The sequence below is a fragment of the Pedobacter ginsengisoli genome (assembly GCF_002736205.1).
GTDB classification, from domain to species: Bacteria; Bacteroidota; Bacteroidia; order Sphingobacteriales; family Sphingobacteriaceae; genus Pedobacter; species Pedobacter ginsengisoli_A.
Genome location: NZ_CP024091.1, coordinates 253,052 through 272,886, shown reverse-complemented (window position 1 = coordinate 272,886; position 19,835 = coordinate 253,052). Strand labels below are relative to the sequence as shown.

Here is a 19,835-nt window from a genome sequence, read left to right as displayed (position 1 = left end):
TTTTCATTTTTAAAGATTTGCTTTATAAAATTCAAGCAATTTATTTACTGCTTTAGATACATATTCTGGTTTCCAATAGGTCTGTATATGTGTAGCTCCATCGATCAGAAAAAGTTCCTTGTTTTTTGCATTGGTTGCTTTCTGAAATGCTTCGTCTGTCATGTATTTTGTATCAGCTTTGCTTCCTGCTATCATTAACAAAGGCTGATTGATTAAGTCCATATTTGTTGCAGCATCCCAAGTCATTAAATCCAGCAGACTGCTCATTGTGTATAAAAAGGTAGAATTTGGATGCGCATGAGATCTATAATAATACTCGAATCCTTCACGATACAGATCGGTTTTAGTTTTAGCTATTTCTTCGTCAGTTATGCTTGCCACACCAGCATAAATCATTTTACCACCTATGGCTTCCTGCTGGCGGGAATCTGAAGCTTGTTTTAGTCGTTCCTGAATGGTAGACAATTGGGAATTCTGAAAACCATTACGTCTTACTTCACCCGAATTAAACATACTCAATGTAGCAACAGCCTTAAACCGCTTGTCTGATTGAACTGCTTTTAACGTATAACCGCCGCCACCACAAATACCTAAAACACCTAAGCGATTTGCATCAACCCCTGCATATTGGGTAATAAAGTCGGCCATGCCATGAATATCTTCAATACGGTTTGCAGGTTTATCCGTATGACGTGGCTCACCGCCACTTGCACCCTGGTACGCTGCATCCGCAGCAATGGATATGTAACCCGCCTCTGCCAAACGCTGCGCATATAATCCGGCTGTCTGTTCTTTTATACCACCATTAGGATGTGCTACGGCTACTGCCGGATATTTCTTTGAAGCATCGTAATTTGCAGGAGTATAAACATTTGCAGCAATATCAATCCCGTTCAGTTTATATTTCACAGGATGAATATTCACTTTTCCTTTTTCATTCTTGGTTATGGCACCTTCGTATACCAGCGTAAAAGGATTTTGTTGCCGTCCTTTTTGTGGAGTCTGCGCACTTATTGTATCTGTAGCTCCCATTGATATTGCTAATGCGATTATCGATGTTAATTTCTTCATCATTTTAATGTTTTAAATTTTACTTTTTAGCACTTCATCCAAAACTTTGTGTGCTGCTTTTGCTTCCTTTTTACCTATAACTGATTTGAGAGTCTCGATGAACTGCTGTAATTGATTTGTAGCTATACCAATGTTTAAACAAATGTTTAGATGTGAGCGCAACATAGGCTCAACACCACCAATACTGCTCAGTACCGAAACGGTAACCAATTCTCTTTCAGCATAGGTTAATACATCCCTTTCAAAAATATCAGCGAAAAGATGCTCTTTTAAAAAGACTTCTATTTCAGGTGCAAATGCCGCATATCCTGTTTTCGATGCTGTTTCCTGCACGCCGGTTAGTTTTTCTAATATTGCCTTGCCCCTTTCATACTTGCTCCGTTCATCACTAATTAGCGAGGCTTTTAAACCTATTTCATCATTAATACCTGTGGCTTTGCGTTCATCCAAAACGGTCATAAACGTTTGTAATCCTCTGATGCTACGTGGAAAACCAGCATAGGCGTAAAGGTGAATAAGTGATTCTTTGACCTGATTAATGGTTAATCCGGCTTCGAGCCCCTTATGCAACTCCTCCTTTAATTTTGGCAGATTACCTTTTGCTGCAATTGCCGCAATAGCAATCATACTTTCTTGTTTGGAACTTAATGGTTTTTCGATAGCGTTTTTTTGTTGCGCAGTTACGCTAGATAATGTACCCACTATTCCGATTGATACGACTGCCAATATGATGCTGAATACTTTAATTGTTCTCATCTTTAATTCTTTGATACAAAGATCCAAAGAACTAAAAGATTTAATGTAGATGGATTACGGAGATTACTACCAATATTACTTATCCAATCCTTTTTCCTTTAACCATTTAGATAGCAGATTGGCTATTTCCATGTTATTTAAATCCGAAAAGGGAAAATGGGTATTGCCTTTAATTCCTATTTCAGGCAAATGGACTACTGTTGCATCGCCTCCATGTTTGTTAATTGTAGCCGCCCAGATTCTTGCCATTTCAAGTCCCGAACGCCAATGGTCTTTATTCCAAACTTTGGTAGGTTCTTTAGCGATATTATCGCCATAGTAAACTACAATAGGAACTTTTGCAAGTCTGTTGAAATCGGCTAAAGGTATTTCCACACCTTTTAATTCGCCAAAAAGACCTGCAGATGCTATTGGTTCAGGTAACTCTCCTTTAGGAAAAACAAAGCCACTATATGGTTCGTAAGCCACAATTGCTTTAACCTTATCATTTTTAATAGCCGTAGTCCAGCCTGGGCCTCCTCCTTGAGAGTGTGTTACCAAAATACCTCCGCCAATTTTATCAAACAAGTCAGAAACTGCATCAGCAATAACATTACCGTCAAAGCTGCCAGTATTTGGGGTCATTTGCCTATAAAATTGTTCTAATGAAGCTGAATCTTTTGGAAACTGTACTCCTTCAAAATATTCAGGGTAATTACCTATCCTGAATTGCGTAAACCAAAACTGTTCGTCAGCAGTTGGAGTAATGGTTGCAGGAACTGCGCTCTTTCCAGCCTCGCCACGCCTGGGCTGATCAAGCAGATAAACGCTGTAACCTCTTCTTAAAAATATATTTTGAAAGCCTTCTCTACCGTCGGGTGTGGTTTCCCATGTTTTTTTAGATTGTCCTGCGCCATGCAGAAAAACCAGTGGATACTTGCGGGCTTTTACGGGAATCTGGTAAAAAGCATAAGCATGATCAGCGTGAAAAGTCTGGCCAGCAGGCTTCAGGGCATCAGTTAAAACAAAACTACCAGGCTGTGTAGTCTTTGCGCCACCAACTAAAAAACTGCCTTGTTCTGCAATTATTAAAGGTTTTTGTCGCACGGTTTGCTGGGCAACAGCCGACGCTAACGCCGATATTATTACACCTGTTAATACTAAGTATTTTAATTTCTTCATATCTAATACTGCCAATTATTTATTATTGGTCAATTTAACCGGCCTTCTCAAATGCGAAAACGTTAACGAACCCATTTTCCATTTGCCATTTTCTTTAATATACACCTCGGTTACCATAAAAGCATTGGTAACTTCGTTTCCACCTACTACTGCCACCAGGTCGATATCATTTAACAGAATTGCTGTGTTGCCAAATATATTTACCGATGCTGAGTAGATTTCGGCTTTTTTGTACCAAATCATCCCACTTTTTATAACTTCCATCTCACGGCTTTTGTCAGAACCACCACTCATATGAACAAAAACAGCTCTGTCATCAAATAGTTTATCTAGCGTATCCAATTTCTTGTCAGCCATCCAAAGCCATTTAGCTTTCGAAAGGTCAAGAATTTCCTGTTCTGCTTTTGTAGGAGTAGTCTTTGTTTGCGCATTGGACAATGATATGCTAACGATTAATAAAAATAGTCCGATAATTGAGATTCTCATAATACTGTTTTTTGGGTTTATGTAATACTTGCTAATTTGATTTTCTTAATTTTTACCGCCCAATCATTTTCTGACTCTGCTCAGGATAGCGATGTCCCTGTATTTCAATTTTGGATAAGATTGTTTCAATTTCAATGAGTTCACTCCCTGATAGTTGAACCTGCGCTGCTCCAAGATTTTCTTTCAACCGGTGCACTTTGGTTGTCCCGGGAATAGGCACGATCCAGGGCTTCCGGGCAAGCAACCAGGCCAATGCTATCTGTGCCGGTGTAGCATCTTGCTTTGTAGCTATACTACCCAACAGATTAACCAATGCCTGATTTACTTTTCGGTTTTCCTCAGTAAAGCGGGGAACGCTATTACGAAAATCTGTTTTATCGAAGGTGGTGTTTTCATCAATCTTACCTGTTAAAAAGCCCTTACCAAGTGGACTGAATGGTACAAATCCAATTCCAAGCTCTTCCAATAGCGGCAACATTTCCTTTTCAGGTTCGCGCCACCAAAGTGAATATTCGCTTTGCAGGGCTGCTACGGGTTGTATGGCATGGGCTTTACGTATGGATGTTACACCTGCCTCTGAAAGACCGAAATATTTTACTTTACCCTCAGCAATTAAGTCCTTTACGGTTCCTGCAACATCCTCTATGGGCACAGCCGGATCAACACGATGCTGATAAAACAGATCTATGCGATCAGTGCGGAGTCTTTTCAATGATGCTTCTGCTACAGCTCTGATGGTTTCCGGACGACTGTCTAGCCCTTCACTTGTCCTGGCATTTTTGAAGCCAAATTTAGTAGCAATCACTACCTCATCACGGAATGGTGCAAGGGCTTCCCCTAAAAGTTCTTCATTTGTATATGGGCCATAAACTTCTGCAGTATCAAAGAATGTAACTCCTTGCTCGAAAGCCAAACGAATCAGTTCTATTGCTTTGCTTTTTTCTATAGCTGGGCCATACCCAAAGCTCATTCCCATACAACCAAGGCCTAAGGAGGATACTTCCAATCCGCTATTCCCTAATATTCTCTTTTCCATGTTTTTCTGTTTGGTTACTATTCTTCAAATTTTCTTTCTCCCAGCCATTTCACCATAGCCGGGTCACGGTGGTCAAAAAAGCTGCTGGCATTTGTATCCAGTATTTTTATAGAGTTCATGTCATCAGCACTTAGCTTAAAATCAAAAATGTCAAAGTTCTCTGCCATGCGTTCCTTGCGCACAGATTTTGGAATAGCCACCACACCACGTTGAATTAGCCAGCGAAGAATTACCTGAGCAACTGATTTGTTGTATTGACCAGCAATAGCAACCAATAATTCATCATTAAAAATATCGTTTTTCCCTTCTGCAAAAGGCCCCCACGATTCAATCTGTACATTGTTTTCCTTTAAAAAGTGGTGTGCATCAAGTTGCTGATGAAAAGGATGGGTCTCTATTTGATTGATAGCCGGAACAATTTCATTATGAACAATTAAATCCATTAGCCGATCAGGCTGAAAGTTACTTACGCCAATTGCACGGATCTTTCCTTCTTTATAAAGTTCTTCCATTGCTCTCCATTCACCATACACATCGCCAAAAGGCTGATGAATAAGATAAAGGTCAAGATAATCTAGCTGAAGCTTTTTTAACGAAGCTTCAAAGACTTTTTTTGTATCGGTATACCCGTTTGATTGTATCCAAAGTTTTGTTGTTATAAACAGTTCCTCTCTAGGTACATTACTATTTTTAATTGCCCTACCAACTGCTTCCTCGTTCATATATGAGGCAGCAGTATCAATTAAACGGTACCCAGTGCTAATTGCATCCAATACGCTGCGTTCACATTCTGCCAGGTCGGTTACCTGAAATACCCCAAATCCTAGTAAGGGCATTTCTACCCCGTTATTAAGTTTTACTGATTCCATATAGTTAATCTTTTTGACAATACAAATATCCGCTCAATAACTAAGAGCTATGGTATACAGATTCCTGCTTTTGCTACCAATATTACTGATAGTGTTCATGTTACAATGATAACAATACTCAATTGCGTAAGTTTGTACAAGTAATACAAGGAGTTATGGAAAAGGAATTTAATTTTGAAACGATCAGTGAATACAATGACTTTAATAACCACGAGACACTGCATCCGTTGGTTAGTGTGATAGATTTTTCAAAAGCAAAAGAAAGGACTGGCTCTAAAATGAACTTTGAGCTTTATTGCATCTTTCTTAAAGATGTTAAATGTGGCGACCTTAAGTATGGCCGTCATAATTATGACTATCAGGCAGGCACATTAGTCTTTATATCGCCAGGGCAGACTATCGATGTAGAGAATAAAATAGATTACTATCAGCCCGTAGGGCATGGTTTAATATTTCATCCTGACCTAATCCGCGGAACCTCACTGGCAAAAAGCCTGAGTGAATATAACTTCTTTAGCTACCATACTAATGAAGCCTTGCACCTGTCATCAAAAGAACGTCAGCTTGTACTCGATTTATTTGCCAAGATTAACTCAGAGCTCCAGCAGTCTATCGATAAACACAGTAAAAAGCTCATTGCCTCAAATATTGAATTGCTGTTAAATTACTGCGATCGTTTTTATGATCGTCAGTTTATCACACGGGATATGGTAAATAAAGGTGTTCTAGAGACGTTTGAGGAACTGCTGAATGGTTATTTTAAATCTGAAAAACCTTATTCAATTGGCTTACCTTCGGTTGCTTACTGCGCGGAAGAGCTTCATTTTTCGGCAAATTACTTTGGCGATCTAATTAAAAAAGAAACTGGCAAATCGGCTCAGGAATTTATTCAGGCGAAGATTATTGATGTAGCTAAAAATAAAATCTTTGACAGCAATAAAACTGTAAACGAGATTGCTTATGAACTTGGATTCAAATATCCACAGCACTTTATCAGACTGTTCAAAAAAAGGGTTGGCGCAACGCCAAATGAGTACCGTAGCCTTAACTAATCGATTTTTAGAAGTATTTTGAGCATTTCAAGTAAAAGATATATTTTACTTAAACATGGCTGTAACTTGTTTCCAGATTTCTTCATTTACAGGGATACCTGTTTTTTCATTTTCGAGACGCGTTTGCAATGTACGTTCTCCTGGGTAGGCTACCTTTTCATCAGAACTAACACCAGATTCTGATTTGATATATTCTAGAATATGGTTTATTAATTGGGCATGCATATTTGGCTGACGAATGCAGATAAAACATTGTGAAACACTGGTTTCATCTATACTCGCCGTTATTTGGCCTGTTGAATTACCACCGCTCAATGCTACAACCAACAAATCAAGCATTAATGCAAGGCCTGAGCCTTTCCAGAAACCAATTGGCAAAGCCAGCTTTGTTTTTCGAATGATGGTGGGATCTGTGCTCAGGTTTCCATGTTCGTCATATCCACCTGGAAATGGCAACGACTCATTTTTTAGTTCATACTCCTGCATTTTACCATAAGAAAACTGTGACATGGCCATATCCAATACCACATGACCACCCTCGCGGGGTATAGCTATAACCAAAGGGTTATTACCCAACACAGAAGCTTTGCCTCCCCATGCAGGCATACTGGCTATTGCATTGGTGAAACAAATGCCTATACAACCCTCATCGGCAGCTTGCCATCCATAAGTTCCTCCACGCATCCAATGATTGGTGTTTTTAATAGCAACACAGCCTATTCCATTTTGCTTAGACAGCTCAATTGCCCTACTCATACAATGGGTAGCATTAGACATGCCGGGAGCAGAATTTCCGTCCCAACGCTCTACCATTCCATTTTTCTCCAGTAATTTCGGTGATGCATTTGGGTCAATCAAGCCTTTCTCTACATAGTTTACAAAAACGGGAAATCGGTTTAGTCCATGAGAATATACCCCATCGCGACTGTTTACGGCAAATATTGTAGCACAGGTTTCGGCAGTCCCCTCAGGAAACGATAACCTTAAAAGTATCCTTTTAAATTCTTCTTTAAGTTCTTCAAATGGTATACGCATACTACTGTTCTTTTAAAAATAAATTTTACCCTAAGGTAGTTAATTATCCGGTGGAGCCTGCAAAACGAATATTCATGCCTCTATCTTTCATATAAAGGATTTTGATTCACGTTTACAAAACAATATATTTACATATCATGCAAAAAATGGGAATTTTAGGCAGGATAGATTTACGCTCTGTAAATAACAAAGAACCAAACTAACCTAATGAAACTACGTTTAAGCCTATTGGTAATAATATGCCTTGCAATTGCAAGTTGCAGTAAGAAGCCCGTTGAAAAAGATCCTGACGATGATATTAGTTTAGGCAACGATTCGTTGGTGAAAAGGTTAAACTTAAAAATTACTGATAAGCAAAACCTGATAATTAAGGTATTGGTTTTTAAGGATAGCAAAAACAACAATGTAATTGCCGGAGCTAAGAACAAAAAATACTGGATAGGTTATTTTGATGCATCTGGCAATGAATTAAAGGTTAAAACTTATACCGACGACCCTACCGAAATTCCAACAGCAAGCGGTAGTAAAGTACCTGTAGGTTATAACTTTTATACCAGGATTAAAGAGGTAAATAAAGTTGTTTACATTACCAGGCAAATGAGAGAGAGCCAGATCAATAATGCGCCTGACCCTTTTATAGAAGATTTCACGAGAATTGACATGAACAGCAATGCAATTGCCAATAACTACACCTCTGTTATACCTGGCAAGGATGAGCCCTATACCTCGGAAATATCAGTCTGGACAAATAGCCTTACCGCAATCACAAAAAGCAACCTGGACAACGCCGGTAATATTTCCAGTTCAATAAAGTATATATACAATGAACAGGCTACTTTGATGGGCAGCTTTGCATCTCCTAAAGACCTCAAGTATATCGAGAAGCCTTTATCTGCTACTGAATACATCCTGGTAACTGGTAATTTCCATTTTATTTGTAAAAAACTTACTGATAATTCGGTTAAGTATGATGTAGATCTGCTTGCAGGTATACCCCCAATTAGAAGCGGCACTATCGGTTTGGTTACCATTACCGGCAATGTAATTGAAATTGAATATCCATTGAATATGGCAGATGGTTCGAGCAGAAATGGTTACAAGAAAATAGATTCAACTACCGGAGAAGAGCTATAAAATTGACATAAAGCACATTCTGTAATAGAATTGTTATATAATTTATTAAAGAATGATTTTCTCTTTAATAAATGTTCTATTTGTTAAAAAACAATTATGCTCCCTGTTGAAAAAAAATCAGCCCCGCTTTTACTTGTTGCACTGGCCTTTCTTATCGTTTACATGGTATGGGGCTCAACCTACTTCTTTATTTCTAAAGCAGTAGCAGGCTTTCCTCCTTTCTTTTTAGGAGCCTTTAGGTTTATCATTGCAGGTATACTTTTGCTGGCCTGGTGCATTTTTACTGGTTTGCCGGTATTTAATAAAAAGAACATATTTCATGCTGGTGTAAGTGGCATACTTATGCTGGGTGTAGGCAATGGAATTGTGATATGGGTAGAGCAATTTTTACCTAGTGGCCTTGTTGCCATTATGGTATCATCGGCAGCGATCTGGTTTGTGATACTTGATAAGGGCAAATGGAAAGAAAACTTTAGCAATAAGTTTACTGTAGCCGGCTTAATAATAGGCTTTTTAGGAGTAATCCTTTTATTCTGGGAACAACTAAGTGCCAGCTTTTCTGTTCAGCAGGATCCACGAAATATTTTAGGAATGATCCTTTTAATTATTGGCCCGATTGGCTGGGCTGGTGGGTCGTTGTACTCTAAATACCACCCCGCTCCTGATACTCCCGCATCGGTTTCTACTGCCTGGCAAATGTTAATTGCCGGTGTTGTGTTTATACCGGGTAGCATTATAGCCGGGGAAATGAATAACTTTCAATTTCAAAATGTTCCGGAATCTGCATGGTGGTCAACTGCTTACCTGATCATATTTGGTTCTATAATAGCCTTTAGTGCGTATGTATGGCTTTTACAGGTCCGATCTGCAACTTTGGTAAGTACCTATGCATATGTAAACCCTGTGGTTGCAGTACTGCTTGCAGTATTTTTTGCAGGTGAGATTATAAGCATTATTCAGGTAACAGGTTTAGTTGTTATTCTGGCAAGTGTTTTACTTATAAACCTTTCTAAATATAAAAAGTCGCCCGTTAAGGCGACTTAATTCACAAACTAAACTTAACTAACTACTATTAATTCTGGTGCTGAACCACCGAGTAATACTTTAGTTCAATAATATCATTGGGTAGGGGTTTTGTATTCCATGATTTATGAATGGCCAAAGCTGCCCCAACTGCAGTTGCCTGAGCCATAAAGGCTGCAAAAACCTCAAGTTCAGGAAAAGCAAGTGCAAGCAAATTCATAAATATGGAATTTTTACTAAACCCACCATCTACAAATATTCTTTTAACAGGTGTTCCTTTAAGTACTCTATTTGTTGCTATGTATTGTTGATTTACCAGATCTAAAACAAGCTGATGATAGGCCTCAATGTCTGACGCAAAGTCTGACAGGTTCCGCTCTCCAAAAGATGTAATGTCTGTTTGGGTTTTATGAGCCAATTCATCAATAATCCTGGAATCGTATGGAACAGAACGATAAGTAATGATATCTGTACCAAAGTGGGCTGCTATCCGTTTCACCTGCTGCTCATGTTCATACCCTGAAAAAAGACGTGATGCTTTAACAGGCTTACCTTCATATTGCAGGTAACATAGGCAATCGTTTTCCAGCTCCTCTTTTGTAAGCGGGCTCGAATTAAAAGGATTTAAACTAATGCACCATGTACCTGTAGAAAGTAAAATAAACGGTTCATGGAAATTTACCAGATAAGGTACCAAAGCCGCTGAACTATCATGAAAACCTGCCCCTACGCCATAGTTGCTGCCAGGAAATGCTGCAGTCAACACACTGTTTGAAGGAACAATAGGTGCAAGCTTGTCAAATATGCCTTCCTTTTTAACCCATTCATGGTAGGTGTTTTTAGTAAAGTCCCATAAATTGGTGTGGCAGCCTATGCTTGTAAGGTCTGAATATACTTCACCTGAGATCAAATAACTAAGGTATTGTGGTAAGTGAAGTGCATACTTTATCCTTTTAAAAAGCTCAGGATTTTGGTATTTGATCCGATACAACTGCATTCCTGAATTCAGGCTTCCCAGTACTGGAGAAGCTGTAAGGTTAGAGAATGTATCTTTACCACCATAGGTATTATAGAATTGTTCTGTAAGTTCTTCAGGATAGGCTTTCAAATAATTATACAATGGTGCCAAAGGGTTCCCGGCCTCGTCTATGTAGACAAAGCTGGCACCATAAGTTGCAAAATTGATCGACTTTATTTCGAAAGCAGGATTTCTGAAAACTTCTCTTAAAGAGTCGAATACAGATAGCCTTAAACTTTCTAAATTTTCGCAAGGATCCCCATCCTCATCTACAGTTTCTGTAAACCGTGCTGATCTTTCAAAAACGATCTTATAATTCTCGTCAAAAAGAAACAGCTTTTTATTGGTTTTACCAACATCAAAAATTGCTATTACCGGGATTGCCTTCATTTTAACTCCCATTAGTTACAATCCGGTTGCTACGGTTTTTGAGCCACGGTTTTTAATTAACTCTTGCCTTACATTGAGCTTCCTGAAAACTTGAAGAGGTGATAACGCCGCTCCTGAACGCAAACGTGCTTCGGCTACCAATGGGCGTACATCTGTTCTGAAAGCCTGCTGCAAAATTTCCTGGCTACGTACTACATCATTAATGGCCTGTGCTTCCTGTAATGCAACACGATCAACAGATAATGCCTGAGCATAAGCAATCATGATGGCTTCTACAGATTGTAAAAGATCTTCAAGCGGATCTTTTACATTATGCGATGCATCAATCATCCAACCCAAGTCTTCTCTATGATCCATTCCTCTTGCATCCATACCTTCAACAAGTTCATTAAATATAAGGAACAATTGGTAAGGTTTAATACTGCCGGCCGTTAGGTCGTCATCGCCATATTTTGAATCATTAAAATGGAAACCACCAAGTTTTTCTTCCATTAGCAAAAGAGAAACAATTTGTTCAATATTTGCATTTGGTAAGTGGTGACCCAGATCTACCAGTGTATATGCCTTAGGGCCTAATTTACTTGCGTACAATAAAGATTGCCCCCAATCTCCAACAGTTGTTGAATAAAAATTAGGTTCAAACGCTTTATACTCAACAAAAATCTTCCAGTCGTTAGGCAAAGCTGCATAGATTTCGCGCAAGCTTTCCAAGGTATTTTGAAATGCTTTTCTAAAATTTAGCTGCCCAGGGAAACAAGATCCATCTGCCAGCCATACGGTAAGCGCCTTTGAACCCAATTCAACACCCTGGCGGATAACTTCGATATTATGCTCTATAGCGTGTTTTCTCACTGCTTTATCTACATGCTGTAACGATCCGAATTTATAACTCTGCGCCTGACCTGGCTGATCCTGAAACGTATTTGAGTTCATAGCATCAAAACGTAAACCATATTGTGCAGCCAAAGCTTTAATTGCATTTGTATTATCTGCAGTATCCCACGGAATATGTAAAGAAATTGCACCGCTTGAGCCATTAAGCTTATGGAGTAAACCTATATCTTCAATTTTCTCTTCCAGATTTCTAGGCTCACCTCCCGATGAGAATCGCCCGAAACGTGTTCCCCCGGTACCCAAAGCCCAGCTTGGTATAGCGATCTGGAAATCTACCAGTTTCTGAATAATGCCTTGAGCATCAGAAATTTCAGAAGTAATGAAATCCAGCTGGCGCTGATGCTTTGCCAGGTGTTCACTGTTATATGATTCTAATTGATAATTTTCTAGTTTCATCTGTGTAGGTTTTAAATTTTAACGAACAAAGGCATTTGCAACGCCCCCATCCACATTAAGTACATTACCGGTCGATTTATTCATTAGTCCGCCAACAAAAGCAAAACATGCATTTGATATATCCTCTGGCAATATCACTTCATTAAGCAAGGTACGCTTTGCATAGAACGCTGGCAACTCCTCGATAGTAATTCCATAAGCTTTTGCACGACCAGCAGCCCACTCGCCTTCCCAAATTTTGCTGTCAGATATTACAGCATCGGGGTTAACTGTATTTACGCGGATATGATCAGTACCCAGTTCTGCAGCATTTAACCTGCTTAAATGTAGCTGAGCAGCTTTCGCAGAACCATAACCTGCGTTGTTTGGTCCTGATACCAATGCATTTTTACTAACTATATTTAATACATCGCCACCAATGGCTTGTTTGCGCATTATTTTTACCCCTTCCTGAGTAACAAGAAACTGACCCTTTACCAGGATATCATATAACAGATCCCAATCTTTCTCAGTATGCTCTTCAATAGGTTTTGAGATTGAGATACCCGCACAATTTACTACTATATCTACCCCTCCAAATTCCAAACTAGCCTCTTCAAAGGCATTTTTTATACTTGTTGCATCAGTTACATCTAATACCACAGCAGTATAAGCATCCTTTCCAAACTCACTGTTGAAGCTGTCGTTAGCTTTTTGTAATCTGCCTGCATCATTGTCATTAATTACGGCACACGCACCTTCTTCAATAAATTTACGGGCAATGGCCTTACCAATTCCACCGGCGCTGCCAGTAATGAGGGCTACTTTACCTGAAAGTGGTTTCGGCTTAGGCATTCTTTGTAGTTTTGCCTCTTCCAAAAGCCAATATTCTATATTGAATGCTTCCTGTCTCGGTAAAGAAGTGTATTCAGATATGGCTTCAGCGCCTTTCATTACATTAATGGCATTAGTATAAAACTCGGCAGCAACTCTGGCAGTTTGTTTATCCTTTGAGAAAGAGAACATTCCTATTCCGGGATATAATATAATTACCGGGTTAGCATCACGTATGGCTGGGCTATTATCGTGTTTACAAGAATTATAATATTCGGCATACATGTTACGGTATGCTTCAAATTCAGGCGCTAATCTTTCTTTCAATGCTTTCAGATCGCTGATCTCTTCATTGGGCTTAAGTTTAAGAACAAGCGGACTTATCTTGGTGCGCAGAAAATGATCAGGACAACTTGTTCCCAATGGAGCCAAACGATCCAGATCATTAGAGTTAATAAACTCCAGCACTCTTGCATCGTCAGTAAAATGGCCTGCCATATGTTTTTCACTTGAGCAGAAACCTCTTAATACAGGAGCAATGGCAGCTGCTTGTTTGCGACGCTGGTTTTGTCCGGCACTTTCAATTTTCTGGCCTCCAAATACAGGCTTCTTTTTACCATAGTTGGCTTCCAGATATTCAGCACATTTTTCTATTACTTCAAGTGTATTGATATAACTTTCGAAAGCGGTATCTCCCCAGGTAAACAAACCATGTGAGCCTAACATTATACCCCTGATTCCAGGATTATCATCTAAACATTTACGCAACTGCAATCCAAGCTCAAAGCCTGGTTTTTGCCATGGCACCCAGCCAATTGTTCCGTTAAATAATTCTTTGGTAATGCGTTCACCATCTTTAGCTGCAGCTATCGCAATTGCAGCATCAGGATGCAGGTGATCAATATGCTTAAAGGGTAAAAAGCCATGCAACGGAGTATCAATAGATGGAGCTTTAGATTTCAGATCATATATACAATGATTAAACAATTCAACCATTTCATCTTCATAGGCAAGTCCTCTGTAAATATTTTTAAGATTTCGCAGGCTATCTACATACAATGCGGCTAACCCGCTTTGTTTTAATGTACCTAAATCACCTCCAGATCCTTTAACCCACATTATCTCGGTCTCCTGCCCGGTTAAAGGGTGCTTTGCAATTGCCTTACAAGAGGTATTTCCACCTCCATAATTTGTAAGCCTCAAATCGGCACCCAGTAAATTTGAACGGTAGATTAACAATGCAACCTCATCACCGGCCAATTCAGCAGCCTTTGCATCATCCCACAAATAACTTACATGTTTAAAATCAGTTGTTCTAACAGTCATAAAAATATTTCATTAATTAAATTTGCATTTACCTGATTGAGTTTCCGTAGCCAACAACTAGCACAGAAATAATAATAATAGCTATACCGGCTATAACGGTACCGAAAGTTCTTTTCTTTACTCCCGACCACTCTTTTAATACAAGCCCCCATGCGTTGGCAATTAAAATGATAAACGCCATGTGCAATATCCAGGAGCTAGCCCCATTACCCAATTTACTTTCGCCCATACCATAGAAAAAGAACTGTAAAAACCATGTGGTTCCTGCCAATGCAGAAAATATGTAGTTCTTTAAAAGAGGTGTCTTTTTATTTGTATAATCACCAAATGTTTTATTGCGGAAATTCAAGATCATACACCAGATCAGATTGGTAGTTAACCCTCCCCATAATATAAGGATATAGGTTACATTGTTCTGAAAAAGGAACTCCCCTTGCCCAGGATGTGTACTTTTCCAGATTTCATTTGCTGTATTGGCCATTTCTTTTCCGGCATCAATACCAAAAGCAAAACAGGCACTCAGGATACCCGAAATGATAGATACAATAAGTCCCAGACCAATTTTATATTCATTATTAGATGGATCTGCCTTACCTGCAGCTATCAGGTCTTTTTCTTTCATTCCGCCGGCCTTACCACATACTATAATACCTACAACACAGATTGCCAAACCAAGTAAAACCATTTGCCCCCAATGGCTGTTCAGCATATCAGTTAAACTGTCCTTTCCGGCCTTTGGATTAAAATTATAATATACGGATGGAATCAGGGCTCCGAAAACAGAGCACAATCCAAGGATAATGGAGCTTCCTAATGATACCCCAAGGTACCTTACACCTAAACCATAAGTTAAACCGCCTATGCCCCATAATGCCCCAAAAAAATAAGTAAGCAATAAGATTTTGCCATTTGTTGTAGCAATGATATCTGCAAACCCAGGTATAGTAAGCCATGCTGCCAAAGGCGGTACAAGCAACCATGAAAATATACCGCCTACAATCCAATAACTCTCCCAGGCCCATCCTTTAACTTTCTTGTAAGGAATATAAAAACTACCAGAGGCAAAGCCTCCTATAAAGTGGAAAATGACCCCGAAAATTACTTGCATACTTAGTGAACTTATATTTGGTTAAAATAATAGTCCTAATTTATACAAGTAGATTTTTAAAACTGTCATGTACTATCATGAACAGGGTAAAAAAAGTTAAATTGATGCTCTGCGGGTATAGTAAAAAGGCACTTCGATATGACGCCTTGAGTTATCGAGGATAAGATTTGCTGCCACCGTACCCATAAATTTAAAATCAGTAGAAATAGTGGTAATGCCGTTCAGCAATATTTTCTTTAATGGGGTTTCATTGTATGATATTACACCAACATGCTTTCCTATTTTATACTTCATATTTATAAGCCTTTCCAGTAAAATTACAAGGTCGGCTTCCATTAGGTTAATAAAAGCTTCACCCTCGCTTATTGGCTCAACAGATATATCACTTACTACATGATGAGAAAAAGCATACTGCTGACAAAAGCGATGGAATCCATCCAATATTTCTTTTGGGAAATAGCTTCTTTTAGGGAAAATGATTTTTAAAGTATGGTATTTACTTAATTCATTACGAGCCTGTTCTAGTGCATCGTAAATGTTTTTTTCAAAATTCTCATAGGCGGCGCCATAATCACCATCAACTCCCTTGATCTTTTTATCCAGTAAAATCAATTTTTCTTTTGGAATGGTATTGATAATGTCTCTGGCATACTCTTCGCCTTCAATAAAATGAGGGATAATCACATAGTGAGAGTACTCTTCTTTTTTGTCGTTCAGGAATCTTTTAAAAAGTCTGAAATCATTGTTATAAATATAGAAATCGACAGATACATCATCACCTAATGCTGCAATAAACGCATCGTAAACAATCTTTTTGTGTGCGCTAAGTTTATTAAAAAGCAGGAATACTTTTAGTTTTTGCTTAAAATCTATATTGGCAATATAATAGCCTTTACCGGGAACCGAGTTAATTACCCCTATGTTTTTAAGGTACTTGTAACCCTTTTCGGCAGTATCGCGCGAAATTTCCAGTTTATAGCTCAGCTCATTAATTGAAGGCAATAAATTGTCCTTTTTTAACTTTCCCTGCTCAACGGACTTTATAATCGCACTGGATAGTTGCAGATACTTTGGTGTTGCAGAATACTCATCAATATGAATAAAATCAAAAAACTTAGTCTTCATCTTCCTAAAAGTAAGTAATTTAATGCAATTGCACTATTTCAGACTAATAAGTTCTATTTAATTTCAAACTGATATTTACCTGCTCCAATGTTTAATTTAGCCAAAACTGCTTTGCCATCTCTGTAGGCTTTTTTATTACCCGTTAATGGGAAAGTTATGGTAGCGCTTGAATTTGCCGGAATAGTTACAGAATAGATTACCGAATTACCAGCCCTTTTCCATGAAGACACAATTTTGCCATAAGGCCCGTCGTGCTCAGCCTCGAAATGTTCTAATCCGGAAACAAAATTAGGACGAAGCTGCACATTCTTAAATCCAGGTTGCTGTTCATCAGGATGAATTCCGCCCAGACCTTTAAAGAACCAGCCTCCAATTTCGCCAAACATCATATGGTTTAAAGAAATATCTCTTTCGGCTTTAATATCCCAGTTTTCATATAAGGTAGTTGCTCCGTTCACAATCCACCATCCCCATGATGGGTAAGTATCCTGGGCAGCAAGTTTGTATGCAGTTTCTGCCTGTCCATTATCGCTCAAAGCATTTAAGATTGCTTTTGCACCTAATACACCCACATCAAGGTGCATCCCATCGGCCGCAACTCTTTTAGCAAGGTTCTCTGCAACTTTTGCTACAAGTTCATTTGGTACCAAACCCCATTGCAAAGCAACACTTAACTCAGTTTGTACACCTGATGCATAAATACCTGTTGCACGGTTTAAATACTTATCGTTTATCGCTTTTTTTATTTTCTCGGCAAGGTTGCTGTAATAACTATAGTCGGCCTGCTTACCAAACATTTTTGCTGCTTTTGCCAGGATAACTGCATCTACGTAGTAATAAGTAGAAGAAGTATATTCTAATGAAGATTGCGATTTAACAGGTACCCAATCGCCTCTACCAAATGTTGTTAAGCCCGTAGGACTGATTTGCTCTATATAATTCACATATCTTTTAATGCTGTTATAAGAATCTGACAGCAACTTACTATCTCCATAAAACATGTATATGTTCCATGGAATAATAGCAATTGTACTTGTCCAGTCGGTTCCATTTGCCGATCCATAGCCCCAGCCACCAGTAGGGATAATATCAGGGAGTACCCCATTTGGTTGTTGCTCATCTCTGTGGTCTGCCAGCCATTTTTCATAAACTGTAATGCCATCAAAATTAAACAGGCCAGTCTCAACAGCAAAATGCCCATCACCCGTCCATCCATTCTTTTCTCTCTGCGGGCAATCTGTAGGATATCCCATCAGGTTAGATAAGTAAGAATTATTAGTAGCCCACCATAACCTGTCAATCAGTTTGTTTGATGAACTTATTTTACCCGTAGGGGTAACATCACTATGCATAAAATAACCAGTGATACTTTCTTTTGTTAACTGAATTGGCTTGCTGCTGGTTACTTCAACGTACTGAAATCCCTTGTAGTTAAACTTAGGCATAAATTCAAGCTCCCCTTTACCGGATAAGGTAACAATATCTGTTTGAAAAGGATCTGTATTGTCTTTTGGACGATAGTAAACATCAATATTTGATAAGTCTACCCTACCGTTTGGATACAAACGTTCGCCATGCTTAATGCGGATAACAGTTCCTTCCTCTCCGCTTACCTTAATTTTTGTTACCCCCGAAATATTACGTCCCAGATCAAAAACATATGCAGTGTCATTAATCTTCTGCATAGTTTTAGAAGGAATTTCTTCAACATTTCGAATTGGCTGCATTACCTGACTTACTACATTGTTTGATGGTGCAGCTCTTAACGAAATGCCATTCCACTTTTTGTCATCAAAATCGGCAGTATTCCAACCTGGTTGTTCTTTACGCGCATCATAATGCTCAGCAGTATAAATGTTGTTAAGTACTATCGGGCTTGAACTTGTTTTCCAGTCACCTCCAGAGGTAATTACATCAACAGATCCATCATTGTAAGTAATCCTTAAATCCAGACAAAAAGCCGGCCTTGCTCTCCATGGGGCTTTATCAAAATTCCAAACACCTATAGACTGATGATTATACCATCCATTGCCAAGTAAAACGCCAACCGCATTTTTACCATTTTGAAGCTGAGAAGTAACATCATACGAAACATATAAGTTACGTCTGTCAAAACGGGTATACATAGGATCTAATCTGTGGTTTCCTACTTTCTTCCCATTCAGGTATAACTCGTACAAACCTGCAGCGGCAATATAGGCCCTCGCAGATTTTATCTTTTTAGAAGGTTCAAATACTTTTCTGAAATATGGTGCTTCCCTTTTATCGATATCGTTTCCATCACTAATCCAAGTACCTTTCCAGTTGTCAATCTTCATCATTCCTGTTTCAAAGCTCACTACCGGACCTGACGAAACTGGTTTACCATCTTTATCCCAAAGCTCAACAGACCAATAATACTTAGTAAAAGGCTCTAATGTTTTGCCTTTATAATTAATAAGGTTGGCAGACGATGTTATTTTGCCAGACTCCCATGAAAGTCCTTTTTTTCTTGCTACTTCTGATGAGTCTTTGCCCACAATAATTCTATAGGCCGTTTGTTTTGCACCCTGACGATTATCGGCCATCATCCATGACAAGCGAGGGTTTAACAGGTCTACCCCAATTGGGTTTATCAGATGCTCACATTGCAAACCAGAAGGTTTAACTTCATTGGCATTTGCTTTTTCGATGGTAGAAAAAGTAAATAGCACCAGCAGGAAAGAATAAAGGTATCTCATTAAAATAATTCAAGTAAAGTTTAGTGTGTTTACAATGTTAATTTTCTTAGTCATTTTCAGCAACCCGTACTGTCCTGCTCAAAATACAGAATATTTATTTTATGAATTTCTATAGGATTAGTAGATTATTCTTATATTTGTCCCAGCAAATGGTTCTTAAAACTTCCTGCTTATCAAGAAAGACTGAGGGATTGGCCCTATGATGTCTTAGCAACCTCTACAATTTATTGTAAAAGGTGCTAATTCCACTTCGCTGCAAAGCGAAAAAGATAAGATTAAACAGCAAACGCGAGTTTATCCATCATCATAACCAAATCTAATTCTGTTCACGACAAAGTATGGAAGGGCTGACCCAAACTATAAATGTATAAAAACATGAAACAGAAAGTACAATTACAAGAAATGCGCTGCTCCTCTCCTCC

At 38.8% G+C, this 19,835-nt stretch carries 16 protein-coding genes and 1 riboswitch; of the genes, 3 read left to right on the top strand and 13 right to left on the bottom strand.

All coding sequences use genetic code 11. The features are described from left to right. Window positions 1-9 precede the first annotated feature (9 nt). The 6 genes from CPT03_RS01030 to CPT03_RS01005 form a co-directional block, all read right to left on the bottom strand. Entirely contained in the window at window positions 10-1,074 is a 1,065-nt protein-coding gene (locus CPT03_RS01030) for an alpha/beta hydrolase (RefSeq protein WP_245869933.1), read from the bottom strand. A 9-nt stretch (window positions 1,075-1,083) separates the two neighbouring features. Continuing rightward, complete coding sequence (locus CPT03_RS01025; RefSeq protein WP_099437103.1) at window positions 1,084-1,827, bottom strand: carboxymuconolactone decarboxylase family protein; 744 nt, start codon at window positions 1,825-1,827, stop codon at window positions 1,084-1,086. Window positions 1,828-1,902: 75 nt separating this feature from the next. Further along, the gene (locus CPT03_RS01020; protein ID WP_099440959.1) at window positions 1,903-2,988 is read right to left on the bottom strand and encodes an alpha/beta hydrolase; all 1,086 of its coding nucleotides are present in this window, start codon (window positions 2,986-2,988) and stop codon (window positions 1,903-1,905) included. 15 nt (window positions 2,989-3,003) lie between these two features. Beyond that, window positions 3,004-3,474, bottom strand: coding sequence for a nuclear transport factor 2 family protein (locus CPT03_RS01015; RefSeq protein WP_099437102.1), 471 nt, complete (start codon window positions 3,472-3,474; stop codon window positions 3,004-3,006). Window positions 3,475-3,526: 52 nt separating this feature from the next. Next, complete coding sequence (locus CPT03_RS01010) at window positions 3,527-4,510, bottom strand: aldo/keto reductase (protein ID WP_099437101.1); 984 nt, start codon at window positions 4,508-4,510, stop codon at window positions 3,527-3,529. A gap of 17 nt (window positions 4,511-4,527) precedes the next feature. After that, window positions 4,528-5,379, bottom strand: coding sequence for an aldo/keto reductase (locus CPT03_RS01005; protein ID WP_099437100.1), 852 nt, complete (start codon window positions 5,377-5,379; stop codon window positions 4,528-4,530). 155 nt (window positions 5,380-5,534) lie between these two features. On the opposite strand from CPT03_RS01005, the gene CPT03_RS01000 reads away from it, so the two are divergent. Continuing rightward, window positions 5,535-6,431 carry a helix-turn-helix domain-containing protein gene (locus CPT03_RS01000; RefSeq protein ID WP_099437099.1) on the top strand — a complete coding sequence of 299 codons (897 nt, stop codon included), beginning with the start codon at window positions 5,535-5,537 and terminating at the stop codon, window positions 6,429-6,431. A 45-nt stretch (window positions 6,432-6,476) separates the two neighbouring features. Here CPT03_RS01000 and yiaK read toward each other — a convergent pair whose 3' ends face one another. Next, window positions 6,477-7,466, bottom strand: coding sequence for a 3-dehydro-L-gulonate 2-dehydrogenase (yiaK, locus tag CPT03_RS00995; protein ID WP_099437098.1), 990 nt, complete (start codon window positions 7,464-7,466; stop codon window positions 6,477-6,479). Between the two features lie 207 nt (window positions 7,467-7,673). Between yiaK and CPT03_RS00990 the strand changes: the two genes are divergently transcribed. Then, the gene (locus CPT03_RS00990) at window positions 7,674-8,600 is read left to right on the top strand and encodes a hypothetical protein (protein WP_099437097.1); all 927 of its coding nucleotides are present in this window, start codon (window positions 7,674-7,676) and stop codon (window positions 8,598-8,600) included. 96 nt (window positions 8,601-8,696) lie between these two features. Further along, window positions 8,697-9,644 carry an EamA family transporter gene (locus CPT03_RS00985; protein ID WP_099437096.1) on the top strand — a complete coding sequence of 316 codons (948 nt, stop codon included), beginning with the start codon at window positions 8,697-8,699 and terminating at the stop codon, window positions 9,642-9,644. Between the two features lie 28 nt (window positions 9,645-9,672). Here CPT03_RS00985 and CPT03_RS00980 read toward each other — a convergent pair whose 3' ends face one another. The 6 genes from CPT03_RS00980 to CPT03_RS00955 all read right to left on the bottom strand — a co-directional run bounded on the left by CPT03_RS00980 (window position 9,673) and on the right by CPT03_RS00955 (window position 19,413). Then, entirely contained in the window at window positions 9,673-11,031 is a 1,359-nt protein-coding gene (locus tag CPT03_RS00980; protein ID WP_099440958.1) for an FGGY-family carbohydrate kinase, read from the bottom strand. A gap of 15 nt (window positions 11,032-11,046) precedes the next feature. Beyond that, window positions 11,047-12,321: a TIM barrel protein gene (locus CPT03_RS00975; RefSeq protein ID WP_099437095.1), complete on the bottom strand. Its 1,275-nt coding sequence runs from the start codon at window positions 12,319-12,321 to the stop codon at window positions 11,047-11,049. 18 nt (window positions 12,322-12,339) lie between these two features. Further along, window positions 12,340-14,460 (bottom strand): bifunctional aldolase/short-chain dehydrogenase, encoded by a 2,121-nt coding sequence (locus CPT03_RS00970; RefSeq protein WP_099437094.1) that lies wholly within the window; start codon window positions 14,458-14,460, stop codon window positions 12,340-12,342. A 28-nt stretch (window positions 14,461-14,488) separates the two neighbouring features. Next, window positions 14,489-15,568: an L-rhamnose/proton symporter RhaT gene (gene rhaT / locus CPT03_RS00965; protein WP_099437093.1), complete on the bottom strand. Its 1,080-nt coding sequence runs from the start codon at window positions 15,566-15,568 to the stop codon at window positions 14,489-14,491. A 96-nt stretch (window positions 15,569-15,664) separates the two neighbouring features. Beyond that, complete coding sequence (locus CPT03_RS00960) at window positions 15,665-16,693, bottom strand: GntR family transcriptional regulator (protein ID WP_099437092.1); 1,029 nt, start codon at window positions 16,691-16,693, stop codon at window positions 15,665-15,667. Between the two features lie 53 nt (window positions 16,694-16,746). Continuing rightward, window positions 16,747-19,413, bottom strand: a complete 2,667-nt coding sequence (locus tag CPT03_RS00955) for an alpha-L-rhamnosidase (protein WP_099437091.1) — start codon at window positions 19,411-19,413, stop codon at window positions 16,747-16,749. 167 nt (window positions 19,414-19,580) lie between these two features. Beyond that, window positions 19,581-19,689: riboswitch (SAM riboswitch) on the top strand. Window positions 19,690-19,835: the final 146 nt, after the last annotated feature.

Coding starts and splice junctions, on each gene's coding strand:
- CPT03_RS01030 (WP_245869933.1), bottom strand. CDS start 1,074: ATGATGAAGAAATTAACATCGATAATCGCATTAGCAATATCAATGGGA.
- CPT03_RS01025 (WP_099437103.1), bottom strand. CDS start 1,827: ATGAGAACAATTAAAGTATTCAGCATCATATTGGCAGTCGTATCAATC.
- CPT03_RS01020 (WP_099440959.1), bottom strand. CDS start 2,988: ATGAAGAAATTAAAATACTTAGTATTAACAGGTGTAATAATATCGGCG.
- CPT03_RS01015 (WP_099437102.1), bottom strand. CDS start 3,474: ATGAGAATCTCAATTATCGGACTATTTTTATTAATCGTTAGCATATCA.
- CPT03_RS01010 (WP_099437101.1), bottom strand. CDS start 4,510: ATGGAAAAGAGAATATTAGGGAATAGCGGATTGGAAGTATCCTCCTTA.
- CPT03_RS01005 (WP_099437100.1), bottom strand. CDS start 5,379: ATGGAATCAGTAAAACTTAATAACGGGGTAGAAATGCCCTTACTAGGA.
- CPT03_RS01000 (WP_099437099.1), top strand. CDS start 5,535: ATGGAAAAGGAATTTAATTTTGAAACGATCAGTGAATACAATGACTTT.
- yiaK (WP_099437098.1), bottom strand. CDS start 7,466: ATGCGTATACCATTTGAAGAACTTAAAGAAGAATTTAAAAGGATACTT.
- CPT03_RS00990 (WP_099437097.1), top strand. CDS start 7,674: ATGAAACTACGTTTAAGCCTATTGGTAATAATATGCCTTGCAATTGCA.
- CPT03_RS00985 (WP_099437096.1), top strand. CDS start 8,697: ATGCTCCCTGTTGAAAAAAAATCAGCCCCGCTTTTACTTGTTGCACTG.
- CPT03_RS00980 (WP_099440958.1), bottom strand. CDS start 11,031: ATGAAGGCAATCCCGGTAATAGCAATTTTTGATGTTGGTAAAACCAAT.
- CPT03_RS00975 (WP_099437095.1), bottom strand. CDS start 12,321: ATGAAACTAGAAAATTATCAATTAGAATCATATAACAGTGAACACCTG.
- CPT03_RS00970 (WP_099437094.1), bottom strand. CDS start 14,460: ATGACTGTTAGAACAACTGATTTTAAACATGTAAGTTATTTGTGGGAT.
- rhaT (WP_099437093.1), bottom strand. CDS start 15,568: ATGCAAGTAATTTTCGGGGTCATTTTCCACTTTATAGGAGGCTTTGCC.
- CPT03_RS00960 (WP_099437092.1), bottom strand. CDS start 16,693: ATGAAGACTAAGTTTTTTGATTTTATTCATATTGATGAGTATTCTGCA.
- CPT03_RS00955 (WP_099437091.1), bottom strand. CDS start 19,413: ATGAGATACCTTTATTCTTTCCTGCTGGTGCTATTTACTTTTTCTACC.